We start from the raw sequence: 17,018 nt of genomic DNA, 5'->3' as shown, positions 1-17,018 counted from the left end.
CTACCCGGCCATGCGCGATGCGTGGCGGCACAGCTCCAGGAAACCGGCCAGGCGCGGCGACAGTATCTTCTTGGACTGGCGGATCAGATAAAAGTTGCGCTCCAATGGCGGCAGCATGGTCTCGAGTTCCACCAGTTGCCCGCTGGCCAGCAAATCGGCCACAACGACGCGCGACAGGCAGGCGATGCCCAGCCCCGCCGCCGCACCATATTTGATGGCTTCCGAGTTGCTGAATTCGCCTGCGGCGCGCAGATAGTGCAGATACGGCACCAGCGCCTGCTCGACGGCTTCGCGCGTGCCTGAGCCCGCTTCGCGCAGCAGCCAGCCTGCCTGGTTCAGTTCCGTAAAGCTGAGCAGATGGCGCAGCTGCGCCAGGGGATGCGTGGGCGCGGCCACGATCAGCATCTGGTCCGTCAGCCACGGTTCCACCAGCAAGCCCGCTTCGTGGCACGGCCCTTCGATCAGGCCGATATCGACACGGAACTCCGCCACGGCGGCCGCGATGTCGGCCGTGTTGGCAATCGTCACCTGCGGAATGCTGCGCCCGTATTGCTGAGCCGCCTGCGCGAGGATCTGCGGCAGCAGATAGATGCCGATGGTGGTGCTGGCGCCGATCTGCAGGCTGACGGGCACGGACGGGTCGGCGCCCGCGAACTGGCGCTCGATGCTGGCGGCGCCGTCGCGCATCTGCCGCGCCTGCGGCAACAGCAGCCGGCCATTGTCGTTGAGCAACAATCGCTTGCCCACGCGGTCGAACAATTGCGCGCCCAGCAAGGTTTCCAGCTCATTCAGGGACGCGCTCGTGGCCGATTGCGACAGCGCAATCAAGTCGCCCGCCGCGCTGGTGCTGCCCGTGTCCGCCACGGCGAGGAAAATCTGCAACTGCCGCAAGGTCAACGCCATCTCATCTACCTATTTTTTCAGTTAAACATACAAAAACAATCCGTTTTACCATTTAATCAGCGAACTGTACAGTCATGGCATACGAATACAGAACACGGAGTACGGTATGTCATCCCTCTCAACAACGAACACAACAAGTTTCAGCGACCGCTATGGGCGCCTTCTGCCGGGCCTGCTGCTGAGCGGCGCAATCGCTTATGCCGCCATCGCGCTGGGCAAGCTGGAATGGATGCAAAGCCACGGCATGAGCGCGCTGACCCTGGCCATCATGCTGGGCATCGTGCTGGGCAACAGCGTGTACGGCCGCCTGGCGCCTACTTGCGGCGCGGGCGTGGCCTTTTCCAAGCAGACGTTATTGCGACTCGGCATCATCCTGTACGGCTTCCGTCTGACTTTCCAGGATATCGGCCAGGTCGGCCTGGCCGGCATCGCCATCGATGCGCTGGTGCTGGCGTCCACGTTTGGCCTGGCCATGTTCCTCGGCACCAAGGTATTCAAGCTGGAACGCAACAGCGCCATTTTGATCGGCGCGGGCAGTTCGATCTGCGGCGCGGCGGCCGTGATGGCGACGGAACCCGTCGTCAAGGGACGCAGCGAGGATGTCACCGTGGCAGTTTCGACGGTCGTGGTGTTCGGCACCATCGCCATCTTTTTGTATCCGCTGCTGTACCAGCTGAACCTGGGCTGGCATGTGCTGGGTGCCACGCCTGCCGCCTTTGGCGTGTATATCGGCTCGACCGTGCATGAAGTGGCGCAAGTGGTGGCGGCCGGGAAGTCGATCGGACAGGAAGCGGCTAATGCGGCCGTGATCGCCAAGATGGTGCGCGTCATGATGCTGGCGCCGTTTCTCGTCATCCTGTCGGCCGTGCTGGCGCGCGGCAAGGCGAAGGCCGGTGGCAAGGAAAAAGCGGCCAAGCTGGCCATCCCCTGGTTCGCCTTCATCTTCATTGCCGTGGTCGCCTTCAATTCGCTGGGCCTGCTGCCAGCGGACACCGTGGCCGCCATTACCGAACTCGACACGGTCCTGCTAGCCATGGCCATGGCGGCCCTGGGTTTGACGACGCATATGTCGGCCATCCGCCGCGCCGGCATCAAGCCCCTGTTGCTGGCCGGCCTGCTGTTCTGCTGGCTGATCGCCGGTGGCGCCGCCATCAACCACGTGGTTGCCAGCCTGTTTGCCTGACCTCGAGCCGGATTCAAGCCGGGGCCGCTGACGCGGGAGCCGAAAACTTCGTACAATACAGGTGTTTTGACTCTCAAACCGGCTTCGGCCCCATCCAGGAACATCCATGCACCTCTCGAACTGGCTGCTTTTCTGCAGCGTCGCCCTGCTCGTCACGTTTTCTCCCGGCCCGGCCGTCTTGTTGGCCATCTCGAATGCCATCGCCGTCGGCCCCCGCCGCGCGATGATCAGCAGCATGGGCAATGGTTTTGGCTTGTTCATCATTTCCGGCGTGGCCATGGCCGGCATGGGCGTGGTTCTGGCCACCTCGGCCACGGCCTTCATGCTGCTGAAACTGGCTGGCGCCCTCTACCTCGTGTACCTGGGCATCAAGCAATGGCGCAGCAAGACCAGCGTCGTGGCCGATGCTCCCGTGGTGGCCGGCGCGGCGAATCCAAATTCCTTCTGGAAACTGTTCCGCCAGGGCTTGACGGTCGCGTTGACCAATCCGAAAGCCATCCTGTTCTTTTCGGCACTGTTCCCGCAATTCATCACACCAGGCGAACCGGTGGCGATCCAGTTCACCGTGCTGACGACCTCGTTTGTCGCCTGCGCCATGCTGGCCCACTTGTTTTACGCCAACCTGGCGCGCCTGCTGAAAACCCAGCTGGCCACGCCGGGTCGCGCCAAGCTGTTCAACCGCATCACGGGCGGCGCCTTCGTCTTGCTGGGCCTGAGCCTGCTGCGCCTGCGCAGCAAGGCCGCGTAACTACTGTAGTAAAAACGCCTCGATGCTGGCCGCCAGGGCCAGCGGCGTTTCGTTCATCGGATAGTGTCCCGCATTGCCCAGCACCTCGAGCCGGGCTTGCGGGTACCACGCCAGATACGTGCGGCGCATCAGGGCCGTATCAAAACGGGGGTCGTGCTCCCCCACCAGCGCCAGCAACGGTAGTTCCACGCGCGCCGCCTTGATGTCTTCACTGAAATCCGTCCCGCTCCACGCGAGAAAATAGGCGGCAAACGCCGCTTGGTCCGCACTTTCCCAAGAATATTTCGCCTTCCAGTCCAGCCAGGCGGCTGGCAAGCGTTCGCCCGTGCTGCGGTCGATGATGGCGCGCCGCGCCTGCACATTGCCACTGGCGTCGAGAAACAGTTGCCGCGCCGCCCCATCGAGCGCCATGCCGCAGCTGGGCACGGGAGCCACGGCCACCAGTTTGCGCAGGCGCAAGGGCGCCAGCAAGGCCAGCCGTTCCAGCGCCATGCCGCCCATCGAGTGGCCCACCACACTGAAGGTGGCAAAGCCCAGCGCATCGGCCAGGGCCAGCGCGTCGCGGGCGACCTCGTCCATCGAGTAATTGCCCTGCGCACCGCGCATGCCGCCATAGCCGCGATTGTCCATGAAGACATAGCTGAAAGCGCCGCCATCGAGGGCCGCCTCCATCGGCCCGAACGCGTGCGCGTCGCCAAACCATCCGTGCAGGACGATGACGGCGTGGGGGCCATGGCCCACGCGATGATAGGTGTTGTGCATATTCACTCCTGAAAAAGAGTGTGATGGTAAGCGGCCAGCCGTCGGCCCGCCTTCGATGCTAGGTCAAATACTGTAGAGTACGGGTCATGGATGATTTTTATACGGAAGTGCCGCGCCCCTTGATCGCCACGACGCGCGACTATGGCGCAGGCGCAATGTTTCCCAGTCACAGTCATGCGCGCGGGCAATTCGCGTATGCGGCGCGCGGCGTCATCAGCGTACACACGCCGCAAGGCAACTGGCTGGTGCCGCCACAGCGCGCTTGCTGGGTGCCGGCCCAGCTCGTCCACGGCATGCGCATGCATGGCGTCGTGACCATGCACAACGTGTTTATCGACGCGCCCGCCATCGACGGGGCCGGCTTGCCGCCCCACTGCCAGGTGCTCAATGCCTCGCCGCTGCTGCGCCAGTTGCTGGCCGAGGCAGTGACCGTCGACGCCCTGTATGCGGAACAATCGCGGGCCGGACGATTGATGGCCTTGCTGCTCGATGACATTGCAGCGGCCAGGCCCCTGCCCCTGAGTGCTCCCCTGCCGCAGGAACCGCGGCTGGCGCGGCTGTGTACGGAGATGCTGCAGCAACCGAGCCTGGATAGCAGCCTGGATGCGATGGCGGCGCAGGCGGGCATGAGCCGGCGCACCTTTACGCGGCAATTCCGCGCCCAGACGGGGCTGGCCTTTGCCCAATGGCGCCAGCAAGCGTGCCTGCTGGCAGCCATCACGCGGCTGGCCGAGGGACAAGCCGTCACCAGGATCGCGCTCGACCTCGGTTATGCCAGCCCCAGCGCCTTCACGGCCGCCTTCCGCCGTGTGCTGGGCCAGGCGCCCAGCGATTATCTAGCCTAGGAAATGACGTTCTCAATGCGCTGCGCCAATGCGTGCGCCAGTTTCTGCACATGGTAGCCGTCGACAAAGCCATGGTGGGCTTGCGCGGAAAACGGCACGCGCATGCGGCCATCGTCCTGCGCGGGGCCGAACTTGCCCCAGGTAAAGGTCGGGATGTCGGCGTCGCGGTGGCGATAGATCGGGTGTTCGATGGCCGCCAGCTCCAGCCATGGCAGGCAGGTGATGAAGATATTGTTGCGCTGCTCGCGCTCGGTTTCTCCCTCACCCGTGTTGATCAGCGCGCAGCTCGCTTCGGCCAGGCGTTTCGCTTCCAGGCTGCGTGCAATGAATAGATCGAGCTGGTCCGTCATCGCGAAGCGCGTGTAGTTGAGGTTCTCGTCGCCGTTGATGACGGTGTACGAGGCGGGAAAATCGTCGATCTTGATCACCTCGCCCTGGTGGATGCGGTACATGAAGTTGTCGATTTCCCTGACCGTATTGAGCAGGCAGAACAGGAAAAAGTGAAACACGGGAATTTTCCGTTCCTTGCACCAGGGCCGGAAATCCGGCACGTCGAGCTGGAAGTTGATATTGACGAGGGGATTGTCAAATGCCCGGAACAAGTCATAGCGGTCGCGCCGCTTTTCAAAATTTTTCATGCGGCGAGTGTAGACGATGGGGTGATCGCGGGCAAGCTGTGCTGCCATCGCCCCGGATGATTCAATTGGAGAACGGCAGGCAGACAAAGTATTCGCTGCCGACGTCCTGGAACAAGGTAACTTCTTCAGCGCCTGCCTGCCTGGTGAATGCAAAGCTTGCATATTCACCCGAACGGGTGCCATCGGCATGCGCCCCCTCCTGTGCATACCGCATCGCATACACGGCCTTGATGTCGCTCATATTTGGCACATTCGTGAGCCGCTGGATGCGCCCCCTGTCCAGCGAAACGCCGAGCGTCCAATATGATCCGGCACGGAACTCCGTCAATCCGGCCTGGTCCGAGTAATGCAGCAACAGGACAGGCGCGATGCCGCTGTTGCCGAATACCGGTTTGCTGCCCAAGACAGCAAGAAGACGGCCGCAGAGCAAATTATCGCCCTCATGAAAGAACATATTTTTGTAGAACAATTCCTTTTGCGCAAGTATATGCGCGCAGGCCAGTTCAGCAGCCTGGGCATCCCCAATGTTAGCGAGTTGTGGCATGTTTAGCTCTTGAAATGCGTGAAATGATGATTTAAGGGCAATTTGCTATACCCCTCAGTTTGCCAAACCCCGCTGCACTTTCCACGCCAGTGGCAAGGTCAGCAGCAATACGGCCGCCAGCGCCAGCAAGGCCGTGTGCACGCTCGTATGGTCGCCCAGCGCGCCGAACAGCACGGGCGACAGGGCTCCGCCGCCGATGCTGCCCGTGTAGAACAGGGCAAACGCGTGCTCGCGCTTGCCGGGCTCGGCCAGTTCCGGCACGGCGCCATACAGCACGGACGAAGTTCCATTGAGAGCCAGTCCCAGCAGGGGCAGCATGGCCATGACGCCGGCCAGCGGCAGCCACAGGGCAAGCACGATCAGCAGCGAGGTCATCGATTCCGTCAGCCACACGGTCTTCATCATGCCGATGCGCGCGCCCAGATAGCCGCACAGCAGCTTGCCAAAGGCGCCACCCACGAACAGCAGAGATAAGGCCACGCCGATGCCGGCCGTGCCCGCACCCTTGCTTTTCAGCAGGAATGGCAAAAAGGTGAGAAAACCCATGCGCACGGCGCTGTCCAGGGTGCCCGTGGCCAGCAGCGCACGAAAGCTGCCTTTCGAGCCGCTGCCGGCAATGGTCTTGCCCGCCTTCTTTGCGCCAGCCGGCAATTCGCCCGGTTTCGGCAGCAGCCACCACAACAAGCCGGCCGCCGCCAGGCCCAACAAGCCCAGCAGCGAGACGCTGGCTTGCCAGCTGCAGACCAATAACAGCAAGCCCACCAGCGCGGGGATCAGGGTCTTGCCGATATCGCCGGCAAAGTTGTAGTGCGACAGCGCTTCCTTCACGCCGCCGCCCGCCTCGTGCGTGTCGGTGACGATGGACGAGGCCAGCGGATGCTGCGTGCTGGCGCCCAGGCCGCCCAGCAGCAAGGCGAACAGCAGCACGGCCAGGCCGCCCGCCTGCCCCGCGATCAGGTAAGCGACGCCGGCCAGCGCCGTGCCGCCCACCAGCAGGCGTTCGCGCCCCCAGCGTTTGGCCATGCGGCTGGCCAGCAACTGGAAGCCGGCCATCATGCCCGAGTAGGAACCGCGCAGCAGGCCCACCATGGCATAGCTGATGGCGAACTGCGTCTGCCAGATGGGCAGCAGCACATAGATCACGTCCGTCAAGCCGTCATGCACGGCATGCGCGCTGCAGGCGGCGAACAGCGAGCGGCGGCGCAGGGATTTGTCGGTAACGGTGGGCGTTGCGGACAGCGAGGTGGCAGATGGGTCGGTCATGGCTCTGCGGGTATCGGGAGAGATATCTAGTATACAAGTCTCTGCTCATCCGCGTGCCACCGCTTCCTATCCTTGCGGGTTGATCAGCGCATTGAGCACCATATCTTCCCACTGGCCGGCAATTTTCAGATAGGCCCTGGCATAACCTTCGCGCTCGAATCCCAGCGTACGTAACAGGCGCTCGCTTTTCACGTTGGCCGGCATGTGGTTGGCCATGATGCGGTGCAAGCCCAGCTCCCCGAAGGCATAGCCGATCCCCGCCGCCGCCACTTCGCGCATCAGGCCTCGGCCCTCGCAAGCCTTGGCGACGGAGTAGCCAAGATTGCACGCTTGCAGCGGCCCCCTGACGATATTCGTGAAGTTACACCCGGCAACCATCTTCTGCGAGTCGCGTCCGATGGCGATGAAATTGACGGCATTGCCATCCAAGAATGCGCGATACGCGCTTGCGGCACGCGCATGGCAGGCATCTGCGGTATAGAACTGGCTGTCGCGTTCAGGCTCCCACGGCGCCAGGTGATGCCTGTTTTCCTGCTGGTAGGCAAGCAGCAGATCCGCATTGCCGGAGTGGAGCACGGTCAAAATGGTCTGTGGCGTTACAATCGTGGGCAATGGCTGCATGGGTATCCGGAGTCGGTATTGTCACCTCACTCTGCGGTATCCGGCCTGCCGCGTCAATACCATCGTTGGCCTTGCACCGCCACGACAGGCGGCGCAAGGGTTCTTTACTTACTTGGCCATCGCATCCTTGGCCATGCCATCTTTCTTCATTTCATCCTTTTTCATTTCATCCTTTTTCATGCCGTCTTTCGCCATGCCATCCTTGGCCATGTGATCCTTCTTCATGTGCTTCTTGGCCATCGGCTTCTTCATGCCGTCCTTGTCCATCGCATCCTTGTGCATGGCATCGGCCGAAGCGTCCTTGGCCATCGGATCTTTTTTCATGGCGTCCTGGGCGAAAGCGGCGCCCGACATGAGGATGGCGGAAGCGATGATGGCGGTGATGGTGGTTTTCATGATAAGTCCTTGTCTCAGTGTGGGATGGGCGAGATTGCCCGGTGGTAAAGCTGTTGCTGTGCTACAGGTGTTGCCAAAAGTAATCAAGAGCCGCCGAACCAGTTGTATCCCTGATTCTCCCAATACCCTCCCGGGTAGGTATTCGTGACAAAAATGGCCTGGATGTGCTTGGGGTTCTTGTAGCCCAGCTTGGTCGGCATGCGCAGTTTCATCGGGTAGCCATATTTCGGCGGCAATTCCTGGCCGTCATACGTCAGGGCCATGATGGTTTGCGGGTGCAGGGCCGTGGCCATGTCGATGCTCGTAAAATAATCGTCGGCGCATTTGAAACCGATGTATTTGGCCGTCGTGTCGGCGCCCACCCGCTTGAGGAAGTGGGAAAACGGCACGCCGCCCCACTTGCCGATGGCGCTCCAGCCTTCCACGCAGATGTGGCGCGTCACCTGCGTTTCCTGCGGCAAGGCGCGCAGCTGCGGCAGGGTCCACGCTTTCTTGTCGGCGATCAGGCCGCTCAATTCCAGGCGCCAGGCGTCGCCGTCAACTTCTTCCACTTCATCCTCGCCGTAATACGCGTTGAAGGGAAACGGCCGCGTGATCATGGAATCGGGATACGTGGGCGCCAGCTTGCTCGGGTCGAACAGCCAGCCTTGCACCTTGTCATTGAAGCGCGACACCGCCGTCAAGGCTGTCTCGATGCTGGCCGGGTCGCTGGCGCTGCACCCCGTCAGCAAGGACAGGCCGCCCAACGTCAAGCTGCGCTGCAGGAAAAGGCGGCGCGACGGCTGCTTGATCTGGCGCAAGGCGTCGGCCAGCATGGCCTGGCCCTGCTCTTGCACGATGATGGTTTTTTTCATGCTCATCTCCTTAGCGGCCGCGCAGCATGGCGACCAGGGTGCGCGGCACCAGCGCCACCATCAGCAGGTGCACGCCGACAAAACCCGTCAGCAGCGCCATGGCGATGAAGTGGACCATGCGCGCGCTCTCGTAGCCGCCCATCAGCTCGCGCAGCAGGGGGAATTGCACGGATTTCCACAGCACGAGGCCGGACAGCACCAGCACGATGCAGTCGAGCATGACGAACAGGTAGGCGGCGCGCTGCACCATGTTGTAGTGGCGCGGGTCAGAATGAGCCAGCTTGCCCTTCAGCGCGGCCATGAAATCGGCCAGCAGCAGTCGCGGCGACAGGGGAAAGAACTGGCGCCGCAGCCGCCCCGAGACGATATTAATGATCAGATACAGCAAGCCATTGGCCACCAGCAGCCACATGGCGGCGAAATGCCACTGCAGCGCGCCGCCGAGCCAGCCGCCCAGGGTCAGGGCACGCGGCAGCTCGAACGGGAAGAATGGCGCCGCGTTATAGATGCGCCAGCCGCTGGTGGCCAGCACGACGACGGCCACGGCATTGAGCCAGTGCGTGATGCGCAGCCAGGCTGGATGGATCACGCTTGCTTGTCCGTTCATCACATCGCTCCCTTCGCGCAGGATGCCGTGCTGACGGCTTGCAGGATGGCGCTGCTGTCGCTGCGCTGCACGAAGGCCACCACTTGCAGCTGCTCCGGGCGCCAGCTGGCGGGCAGCTTGACTTCACGGCGCAGCTGGGCACGGCCTTGCGACATCGCAACTGGCCCCAGCCACAGGCGCACGGCCGCATCGTGATGCAGGGTGGCGCCGCGATTTTCGCCGCGCAGCACTTTGGACACGATGGCGCTTTCGCTGATGGCCACGTACAGTTGGCCGCTCGTCTGCGCGTCCGGCGCGCTGGCATTGGCTTCAAGCACCAGTTTCCCACCGGGCCCCGGCGTGGCGGACAGGCCGATGTTGACGGGCGCGGCGGTGGCGTTGATGCGGCGGATGGCGGCCGGCAGTTGCGTATCCCAGCTGCGCAATTCCGTGCCGCCCACAAAAAACTGCGGCGTGTAGGCCACGTGGCGCGGCTGGTGGCGCAGCAATTCGGCCTGGCGCGCATCGAATTGCGCCCGCGCCAGCGGGTCCGTCCAGCCGATCTGGTCCCAGTAGGTGACATGCAAGGCCAGCGGCACGATCAGGCTGGCCGCTCCCGCTTCCTTGCGCAAGGCGCTCAGGCGCTGGTCGGCGGGCGGGCAGCTGGAGCAGCCTTCGCTGCTGTAGAGCTCCACCAGCGCCGCCGTCTGCGGCCCGCTTTGCACGGCGCAGCGCTGGCCGGATACCATTTGCGCCATGGCCGGGGCGACCACAGCCATGCTCAGTACGGGTAAAAGCAGTGTTGCAAGGCGGTGCTTGATGTCCATGGTCGTTACCCGGTATATTGAAATAAGAAGCGTGAATGAAGAAGCGTGCTTGCCTGTCAATTCGCCGCATGCCGCGGATTGGTTACAGCCACCCTCCATTATTTTTTGAATTTATTTTTTTCAACGCCTGTCACCAAAGGCCTGCATGCAACGAATACCTGTAAGCGAACACCTGCATGGCACGGAATTGCGGCTGCATGGCTTGATGCTGCGCGGGCTCGATGGCGATGCGGCGGCCTACCGCAGTTTTTTGCAGGCAAGCAGCCAGCACTTGCGCGCGTTTTTCCGGCGCCGCCTGCTGCGCTGGCCGGACGAGGTGGAAGACCTGGTGCAGGAGTGTCTGCTGGCCATCCACAACCAGCGGTTGACGTATGACACGGGGGTGCCGCTGACGTCGTGGATCCATGCGATCGCGCGCTATAAGTTGATCGACTGGCTGCGCCGGCATGGGCGGCGCGAGGCACAGCACTTGCCGTATGACGAAGAAGATAGCGCGCAGGAACTGTTTTCCAGCGCCGATGCCGAGGCGGCCGAGGCCAGCCGCGACCTGGGCAAGCTGCTGGCCACCTTGCCGGCGCAGCAGCGCGACGCCATCGTGCATACCAAGCTCGACGGCTGGTCCGTACGCGACACGGCCGCGGCCATGCAGATTTCGGAAGCCAGCGTCAAAGTGGCAGTACATCGCGGCTTGAAGGCACTGGCAGCCAACTTGAGGATAACGACACCATGAAAACCGATGACTTGATATCCATGCTGGCCAACGGCCCCGACGTGGCAGCCGCCCCGCCCCCGGGCACGCACTGGCGCACCGCGTCCACCTTGGGCGCCGGACTGCTGGCCAGCGTGACGCTGATGGTCATGCTGCTGGGCGTGCGGCCCAATTTGGAACAGCTGGCCCTGCTGCCCGACTTCTGGATCAAGGTCGGTTTCGTCATCTGCCTCTCCCTGGCGGCCTGGCACGTCAGCCGCCGCCTGTGCGTGCCGGGCGCCGCCACGCGCGCCCTGCCCCTGCTGCTCGCCATGCCGCTGCTGCTGATGTGGGCGCTGGGCGCCATCATCCTGCAGGCAGCCCTGCCCGAACAACGCGCCGAGCTGTTCTGGGGCGCCACCTGGCGCAGCTGTCCCTTGCTCATCGCCCTGCTGTCGCTGCCCATCCTGGCCGCTGTGCTGCGCCTGATGCGCCAGCTGGCGCCCACGCGCCTGCGCCTGGCCGGCGCTGCCGCCGGGTTTGCCGCCGGAGCCATGGCGGCCCTCGTGTACTGCCTGCACTGCCCCGAGCTGGCCGCCAGTTTCGTCGGTTTCTGGTATGTGCTGGGCATGCTGGCGCCAACTGCCATCGGCGCGGCCATCGGCCCCAAAGTGCTGGCCTGGTAAGCGCACTCTCCCCGCAAGCGGGGCGCCGGTCAAGCGGATTTCGAGCGTCTATCGTCTCCATATCCGCATACTCACGCATTCCCACGCGCCCCGTGCACGCCTTCGCAGACACTGCGACATAGCGCAACAGGCTATCGCCATCACTGACGGCGGCGTCTCTTCGTGTCCACAAAATATTTTTTCTTACTGCCGTGCAATATCCACGTAGATTCGACCTCGTGCGCCAGCCCCCTGACGATCGACGGCCGTTCATTCCGCTGCCTAAAAATAATTTGCAAGGAATGAATCCGATCGTGCTGGCGCCCCGTACAACTGATGCAGCCCCGTAATTCCCGCTAGTCCTACGTATGCACATAACAATCAGGGAGAATCGACATGTCATTGTTACACTCGAAAACCGCACTGGGCGCCGCCCTCCTGGGCAACCTGCTGGCCTTGGCGATCACGCCATCGGCCTTTGCCTCCAGCCACCGCGAAGCGCCGTTCATCACGCAAAACCCCAAGGTCGACGCCACCGACTTCTATATGTTCCGCAGCTATGAAACGGGGCGCGGCGCCTACACCACGCTGGTGGCCGACTATATCCCCCTGCAGGACGCCTACGGCGGGCCGAATTACTTCGCCATGGACCCGAACGCGCTGTACGAAATCCATATCGACAACAATGGCGACGGCAAGGAAGACCTCACCTTCCAGTTCCGCTTCACCAACACCATCAAGGATGGCCAGTTCACCGTGGGCGGCAAGAAAGTCTCGATTCCGCTCGTTATCAACGGCGGCGCCATCGATTCCGTCAACCCGGCCGGCCTGAACGTGCGCGAAACCTATAGCGTGACGGTGGTGCGGGGCGACCGCCGCACAGGCACGCGCAGCAGCGTCACGAATGCCACGGGCGGCGGCACGACCTTCGACAAGCCTGTCGACAATATCGGCAACAAGGCCATCCCCAACTACGCCGCGTATGCCGCGCAGCATGTGTACGCCGTCAACATTCCCGGCTGCGCCACGCCGGCGCGCCTGTTCGTCGGCCAGCGCAAGGACCCGTTCGTCGTAAACTTGGGCGAAACGTTCGACTTGATCAACATCAAGGCGCCAGCCACGGAGTTTGCCGCGAATGCGGAGTCGGCCGCAAAGGATGACCTGGCCAAGAAAAATGTCACGGCCATCGAAATGGAAGTGCCGACCGCCTGCCTGACGGCGGGCGCCGACCCCGTCATCGGCGGCTGGACCACGGCCAGCCTGCGCCAGGGACGCCTGCTCAATCCTGCTCCCGGCACGGCCACCGCGGCGTCGAAGGAAGGCGGCGCGTGGGTACAAGTGTCGCGCCTGGGCATGCCGCTGGTAAATGAACTGGTGATCGGCCTGAAGGACAAGGACCGCTTCAACGCCAGCAAGCCATCGGGCGACGCGCAATTTGCCGATTACGTCACCAACCCCACGGCGCCTGCCCTGGTGGAAGTGCTGTACGGCTCGGCCGGCGCCAAGGCGCCCACCAACTTTCCCCGCAACGACCTGGTCGCCACCTTCTTGACGGGCATCAAGGGCGTGAACCAGCCCGTCACCGTGACGGCGTCGGAAATGCTGCGCCTCAATACGTCCATCGCCGCCACCAGCGTCGGTGCGCAGAACCGCCTCGGCGTCATCGGCGGCGATAACGCCGGCTTCCCGAACGGCCGCCGCCCTGGCGACGACGTGGTCGACGTCGTCCTGCGCGTGGCCATGGGCAAGCTGTGCACCCTGAACATCGGCTGCGCCCCGGCCGACGCTCCCGCCGGCGGCTTGCACTTCACGGATGGCGCCTTCCTCGACGAAACGTCGTTCACGGCAGGCTTCCCCTACCTGAAAAATCCCGTGGCTGGTTCGCCGCAGCTGTAACCAGGAGAACGCGATGAAAAAGCTCTATGTATGCGGCGCCCTGGCGCTCACGGCCCTGCTGGCCGGCTGCGGTGGCGGCGGTAGCAGCCACGGTGGCGATAATGGCGACGGCGGCGTCAACCCTCCTCCCGTCGTGCTGCTCGACGCCTTCTATGTGGCCGTCAGCAACGTCATCCTGACCACCAGCGATGACAAGGATGGCGTCGGCATCGACGCCATCATGGCGACGTCTCCGGACAATACGGAGCCGGTGCCTCTGTAAGCCCTATCGGGCGCCGGGGAGTCAGCTCCCCGGCGCCCTTGCCCATTCCCGTCGATGGCGTCCACGATGAAAACACCGATTTCCCTGCTGTGCGCCTGTTTGCCCTTGCTGGCATGGGCCGCGCCCTACACGCCGAAAGATGGCAGCGCCGTCATCGAACAGCTGCCGCGCCGCGCCGACGCCACGCAGCTGGCCCTGCGCGGCCTGCGCCAGCAACTCGACGCCAAGCCACAAGACCTGGCCCTGGCCAGCGGCCTGGCGCAGCGCTACATTGCCCTGGCGCGCAGCGACACGGATCCGCGCTACCTGGGCTACGCGCAAGCGGCGCTGGCGCCGTGGTGGCGGCAAGCGGCGCCGCCCGTCCCCGTGCGCCTGCTGCGCGCCACCATTTTGCAAAGCACCCACCATTTCGGCCCCGCGCTGCAGGATCTCGACGCCGTTATAGCGCAGGAGCCAGCCAACGGGCAAGCGTGGCTGACGCGCGCCACCGTGCTCACCGTGCAGGGCGACTATGCGAAAGCGACCGCCAGCTGCGCCCGGCTGTCCGCCTTGACAACGCAGCTCGTCACCGTCACCTGCCTTGCCAACATCGCCAGCGTCACGGGCCGCGCCGCCGCCAGCGAGCGTTTGCTGGACCTGACCTTGCAGCGTAGCGCCGGCGCGGCGCCCGAACTGGAAAGCTGGGCCGCAACCCTGCTGGCGGAAATGGCCACCCGGCGCGGAGAGTGGGCGCTGGCCGAAGCCCGCTACACCAAGGCGCTGGCCCAGCAGCCGCGCGACAGCTATCTGCTGGGCGCCTACGCGGATTTCCTGCTCGACCGGCAGCGCCCGCAGGAAGTCGCCAAGCTGCTGAAAGAGCAGCAGCGCATCGATGCCCTGCTGCTGCGCTACGCGCTGGCCCTGCAGGCGCTGCCCGGCCAGCAGCCCGCCTTCCTGGCGGCAAAAGCGGAGCTGGCGGCCCGCTTCAACGCCGCCATGCAGCGCGGCGACACCGTGCACCAGCGCGAACAGGCCCGCTTCGCCCTGTTTTTGCAGCAGGATGTTCCCGCCGCCCTGCAACTGGCGCAGAAAAACTGGGCCATCCAGAAGGAAGTGCCCGACATGCGCATCTTGCTGGAAGCATCGCTGGCCGCGCGCAACTATACGGCGGCACAGCCCGTGCTGGCCTGGATCGCGGCCAATGGCGTGGAAGACGTGGCCTTGCAGCGCCTCGTCAGGCAGCTGGGGCCACAGGATGGCGCAAAAATCAGTGCTGCGAAGAAGGCAGGTGTACTGTGAAGCGATACCTGTTCATCCTGCTGCTGTGCGCCTGGCTCTCTCCCGCACAAGCCCACAAGCCCAGCGACAGTTACCTGAGCCTGGAGGTCCACGGCCAGCAGATCGAAGGACAATGGGATATCGCCCTGCGCGACCTCGATTTCGCCATCGGCCTCGATGGCAATGGCGATGGCGCCCTGACCTGGAATGAAATCCGCGCGCGCCACGAAGCCATCGCCGCGTACGCGCTGCAGCGCCTGCAAGTGGCCAGCGACCAGGGCGCATGCCCCTTGAAAGCCGTCGAGCAGCTGATCGACAACCATACCGACGGCGCCTACAGCGTGCTGCGCTTCCAGGCCAGCTGCCCCGGCGCTGCGCCGGCCAGTCTCGCCATCGGCTACACCTTGTTCGCCGACCTCGATCCGCAGCACAAGGGACTCGTCAAAATCGATAGCGGTGGCAATACGCAAACGGCCATCTTCGACCCGGACAGCCCGCGCCAGACGCTTTCCCTGGCCGCGCCCGACCGCCTGGCGCAGTTCGGCGCCTATGTGAAACACGGCGTCTGGCATATCTGGATCGGCTACGACCATATCCTGTTCTTGCTGTCCTTGCTGCTGCCAGCCGTGCTGCTGCCTCAAGCCCACCAGTCCACACGCTCAAACGTGCCGCAGAATCCCTTGCCCCCCGCAGCGGAGAGCCGGGGTCGGACCCGGCGGGTCCGACCCCAGGTCTTGAGCTGGGGGTTAAGAGGCGCATTCATCGACGTACTGAAAGTCGTCACCGCCTTCACACTCGCCCATTCCATCACCCTGACCCTGGCCAGCCTGTCGCTCATCTCGCTGCCATCGCGCTGGGTGGAATCGGCGATCGCCGCCTCCGTGATCCTGGCCGCGCTGAACAACCTGCTGCCGCTGTTCCGCGGCAAGCGCCCCGTAGCCGCCTTCGCGTTTGGGTTGATCCACGGTTTCGGCTTTGCCAGCGTGCTGCGCGACCTGGGCTTGCCGCAGGGTTCCTTGCTGGCCAGCCTGCTGGGCTTCAACGTGGGCGTGGAACTGGGCCAGCTGGCCATCGTCGCCGCGTTCCTGCCCGCTGCCTGGCTGCTGCGCAAGACGTGGCTGTACCGGCAAGTGCTGACCGTCGGCTCGCTGGCCATCGCCCTGGTGGCGGCCGTCTGGCTGGTGGAGAGAGTGGTCGACATCAAGCTGATTTCAAGCTGATGGCGTTGTTGGACAGCCACTAGCCGGCCACAAGCCGGCCACAAGCGCGCACAACCGGGCTACAATACGAACAATTCTCAATCGCATCAAGGCCTGTTTGTCCGCGGACCATGGCATGGAAAGGTTGCATGCTACGCCCCGAACTGGAACTGCACCGGCAAATCGAAGTGCTCTACAGCGACCACCACGGCTGGCTGCAGGGCTGGCTGCGCCGCAAGCTGGGCAACGCCTTCGATGCGGCCGACCTGGCGCACGACACGTATCTGCGCATCCTCGCGCGGGGCCGCGCGCCCGGACGCGACGAATCACGCCAGCACCTGGCGCAGATCGCCAATGGCCTCGTGGTCGACCTGTTCCGCCGCCGGCATATCGAATCAGCCTACGCGGACGCCATCGCCGCGCAGCCGGAAGCGGCCGCACCCACGCCGGAAATGCGCGCGCTGATCGTCGAGGCACTGATGGAAATCGATGCTATCCTCGCCAGCCTGCCCGCTAAAGTGCGCGACGCCTTCTTGCTGTGCAAGCTCGAAGGCATGGGCTACGCCGACATCGCCGCGCGCCTGGACGTTTCCGTCTCGTCGGTGGAAAAATACATCGCCCGCGCGCTGCTGGCCTGCTGCGCGGCGCAATTCGCATGAGCTCCCAGCTGGACAGCGCCCCCATCGCCCCCGCCGCGCTGCAGCGCGCCGCCGAGTGGATGGCGCGGCTGTGGGCGGAAGACGCCAGCGCGGCCGATGCGGACGCCTGCGCCGCCTGGCGCGCCGCCCACCCCGAACACGAACGGGCCTGGGCCCGGCTGCAGCGCTTCGCCCGGCAATTCGACACTTTGCCGCGCGACGTGGCGCGCAGCGCCCTGGCGC

At 64.0% G+C, this 17,018-nt stretch carries 21 protein-coding genes; 11 read left to right on the top strand and 10 right to left on the bottom strand.

All coding sequences use genetic code 11. The annotated features are described in order from the left end of the window. Entirely contained in the window at positions 1-903 is a 903-nt protein-coding gene (locus KO538_RS15960; protein WP_070302580.1) for a LysR family transcriptional regulator, read from the bottom strand. Positions 904-1,009: 106 nt separating this feature from the next. On the opposite strand from KO538_RS15960, the gene KO538_RS15955 reads away from it, so the two are divergent. After that, positions 1,010-2,086, top strand: a complete 1,077-nt coding sequence (locus tag KO538_RS15955) for a YeiH family protein (RefSeq protein ID WP_219328930.1) — start codon at positions 1,010-1,012, stop codon at positions 2,084-2,086. A 106-nt stretch (positions 2,087-2,192) separates the two neighbouring features. Beyond that, positions 2,193-2,834 (top strand): LysE family translocator, encoded by a 642-nt coding sequence (locus KO538_RS15950; RefSeq protein WP_034755914.1) that lies wholly within the window; start codon positions 2,193-2,195, stop codon positions 2,832-2,834. Here the strand turns inward: KO538_RS15950 and KO538_RS15945 are convergent, their stop codons facing one another. Then, entirely contained in the window at positions 2,835-3,596 is a 762-nt protein-coding gene (locus KO538_RS15945; RefSeq protein WP_219328929.1) for an alpha/beta fold hydrolase, read from the bottom strand. An 86-nt stretch (positions 3,597-3,682) separates the two neighbouring features. Here KO538_RS15945 and KO538_RS15940 point away from each other — a divergent pair, with 86 nt between their 5' ends. Continuing rightward, positions 3,683-4,441 (top strand): helix-turn-helix domain-containing protein, encoded by a 759-nt coding sequence (locus tag KO538_RS15940; protein ID WP_219328928.1) that lies wholly within the window; start codon positions 3,683-3,685, stop codon positions 4,439-4,441. Here KO538_RS15940 and KO538_RS15935 read toward each other — a convergent pair. From KO538_RS15935 to KO538_RS15900, 8 genes are all read right to left on the bottom strand, one after another. Then, positions 4,438-5,079: a CatA-like O-acetyltransferase gene (locus tag KO538_RS15935; RefSeq protein ID WP_219328927.1), complete on the bottom strand. Its 642-nt coding sequence runs from the start codon at positions 5,077-5,079 to the stop codon at positions 4,438-4,440. The two genes, KO538_RS15940 and KO538_RS15935, sit on opposite strands and share 4 nt — an antisense overlap. Before the next feature lie 61 nt (positions 5,080-5,140). Then, positions 5,141-5,623 carry a hypothetical protein gene (locus KO538_RS15930; RefSeq protein WP_219328926.1) on the bottom strand — a complete coding sequence of 161 codons (483 nt, stop codon included), beginning with the start codon at positions 5,621-5,623 and terminating at the stop codon, positions 5,141-5,143. A 54-nt stretch (positions 5,624-5,677) separates the two neighbouring features. After that, positions 5,678-6,886: an MFS transporter gene (locus KO538_RS15925; protein WP_219328925.1), complete on the bottom strand. Its 1,209-nt coding sequence runs from the start codon at positions 6,884-6,886 to the stop codon at positions 5,678-5,680. Positions 6,887-6,952: 66 nt separating this feature from the next. Continuing rightward, positions 6,953-7,507, bottom strand: a complete 555-nt coding sequence (locus KO538_RS15920; RefSeq protein WP_219328924.1) for a GNAT family N-acetyltransferase — start codon at positions 7,505-7,507, stop codon at positions 6,953-6,955. 108 nt (positions 7,508-7,615) lie between these two features. Further along, positions 7,616-7,903, bottom strand: coding sequence for a pentapeptide MXKDX repeat protein (locus tag KO538_RS15915; RefSeq protein WP_219328923.1), 288 nt, complete (start codon positions 7,901-7,903; stop codon positions 7,616-7,618). Between the two features lie 83 nt (positions 7,904-7,986). Then, on the bottom strand, positions 7,987-8,718 hold the full coding sequence (locus KO538_RS15910) for a molybdopterin-dependent oxidoreductase (RefSeq protein WP_374106859.1): 732 nt from the start codon (positions 8,716-8,718) through the stop codon (positions 7,987-7,989). A gap of 49 nt (positions 8,719-8,767) precedes the next feature. Further along, entirely contained in the window at positions 8,768-9,364 is a 597-nt protein-coding gene (locus KO538_RS15905) for a cytochrome b/b6 domain-containing protein (RefSeq protein WP_219328921.1), read from the bottom strand. Then, entirely contained in the window at positions 9,364-10,170 is an 807-nt protein-coding gene (locus KO538_RS15900; protein WP_219328920.1) for a thioredoxin family protein, read from the bottom strand. Before KO538_RS15900 ends, KO538_RS15905 begins: the two co-directional genes overlap by 1 nt. Before the next feature lie 145 nt (positions 10,171-10,315). Here KO538_RS15900 and KO538_RS15895 point away from each other — a divergent pair, with 145 nt between their 5' ends. The 8 genes from KO538_RS15895 to KO538_RS15860 form a co-directional block, all read left to right on the top strand. Next, on the top strand, positions 10,316-10,900 hold the full coding sequence (locus tag KO538_RS15895; protein WP_219328919.1) for a sigma-70 family RNA polymerase sigma factor: 585 nt from the start codon (positions 10,316-10,318) through the stop codon (positions 10,898-10,900). Then, positions 10,897-11,544, top strand: a complete 648-nt coding sequence (locus KO538_RS15890) for an NrsF family protein (RefSeq protein ID WP_219328918.1) — start codon at positions 10,897-10,899, stop codon at positions 11,542-11,544. Before KO538_RS15895 ends, KO538_RS15890 begins: the two co-directional genes overlap by 4 nt. 375 nt (positions 11,545-11,919) lie before the next feature. Continuing rightward, complete coding sequence (locus KO538_RS15885; RefSeq protein ID WP_219328917.1) at positions 11,920-13,419, top strand: DUF4331 domain-containing protein; 1,500 nt, start codon at positions 11,920-11,922, stop codon at positions 13,417-13,419. A gap of 13 nt (positions 13,420-13,432) precedes the next feature. Next, a complete protein-coding gene (locus KO538_RS15880) occupies positions 13,433-13,681 on the top strand; it encodes a hypothetical protein (protein WP_128143105.1) in 249 nt (82 codons plus the stop codon). 66 nt (positions 13,682-13,747) lie between these two features. Continuing rightward, positions 13,748-14,959 carry a lipopolysaccharide assembly protein LapB gene (locus tag KO538_RS15875; RefSeq protein ID WP_219328916.1) on the top strand — a complete coding sequence of 404 codons (1,212 nt, stop codon included), beginning with the start codon at positions 13,748-13,750 and terminating at the stop codon, positions 14,957-14,959. Beyond that, positions 14,956-16,158: a HupE/UreJ family protein gene (locus KO538_RS15870; RefSeq protein WP_219328915.1), complete on the top strand. Its 1,203-nt coding sequence runs from the start codon at positions 14,956-14,958 to the stop codon at positions 16,156-16,158. Before KO538_RS15875 ends, KO538_RS15870 begins: the two co-directional genes overlap by 4 nt. A gap of 128 nt (positions 16,159-16,286) precedes the next feature. Further along, entirely contained in the window at positions 16,287-16,796 is a 510-nt protein-coding gene (locus KO538_RS15865) for a sigma-70 family RNA polymerase sigma factor (RefSeq protein ID WP_219328914.1), read from the top strand. Continuing rightward, positions 16,793-17,018: DUF4880 domain-containing protein (locus KO538_RS15860; protein ID WP_219328913.1), on the top strand; the 226-nt coding region annotated here is incomplete at its 3' end. The genes KO538_RS15865 and KO538_RS15860, both read left to right, overlap by 4 nt.

The organism is Janthinobacterium sp. NKUCC08_JDC, assembly GCF_019345575.1.
Classification (GTDB): Bacteria; Pseudomonadota; Gammaproteobacteria; order Burkholderiales; family Burkholderiaceae_D; genus Janthinobacterium; species Janthinobacterium aestuarii.
Note: the sequence above shows the minus strand (reverse complement) of the source record. Positions and strands in the feature narration are given on the sequence as shown.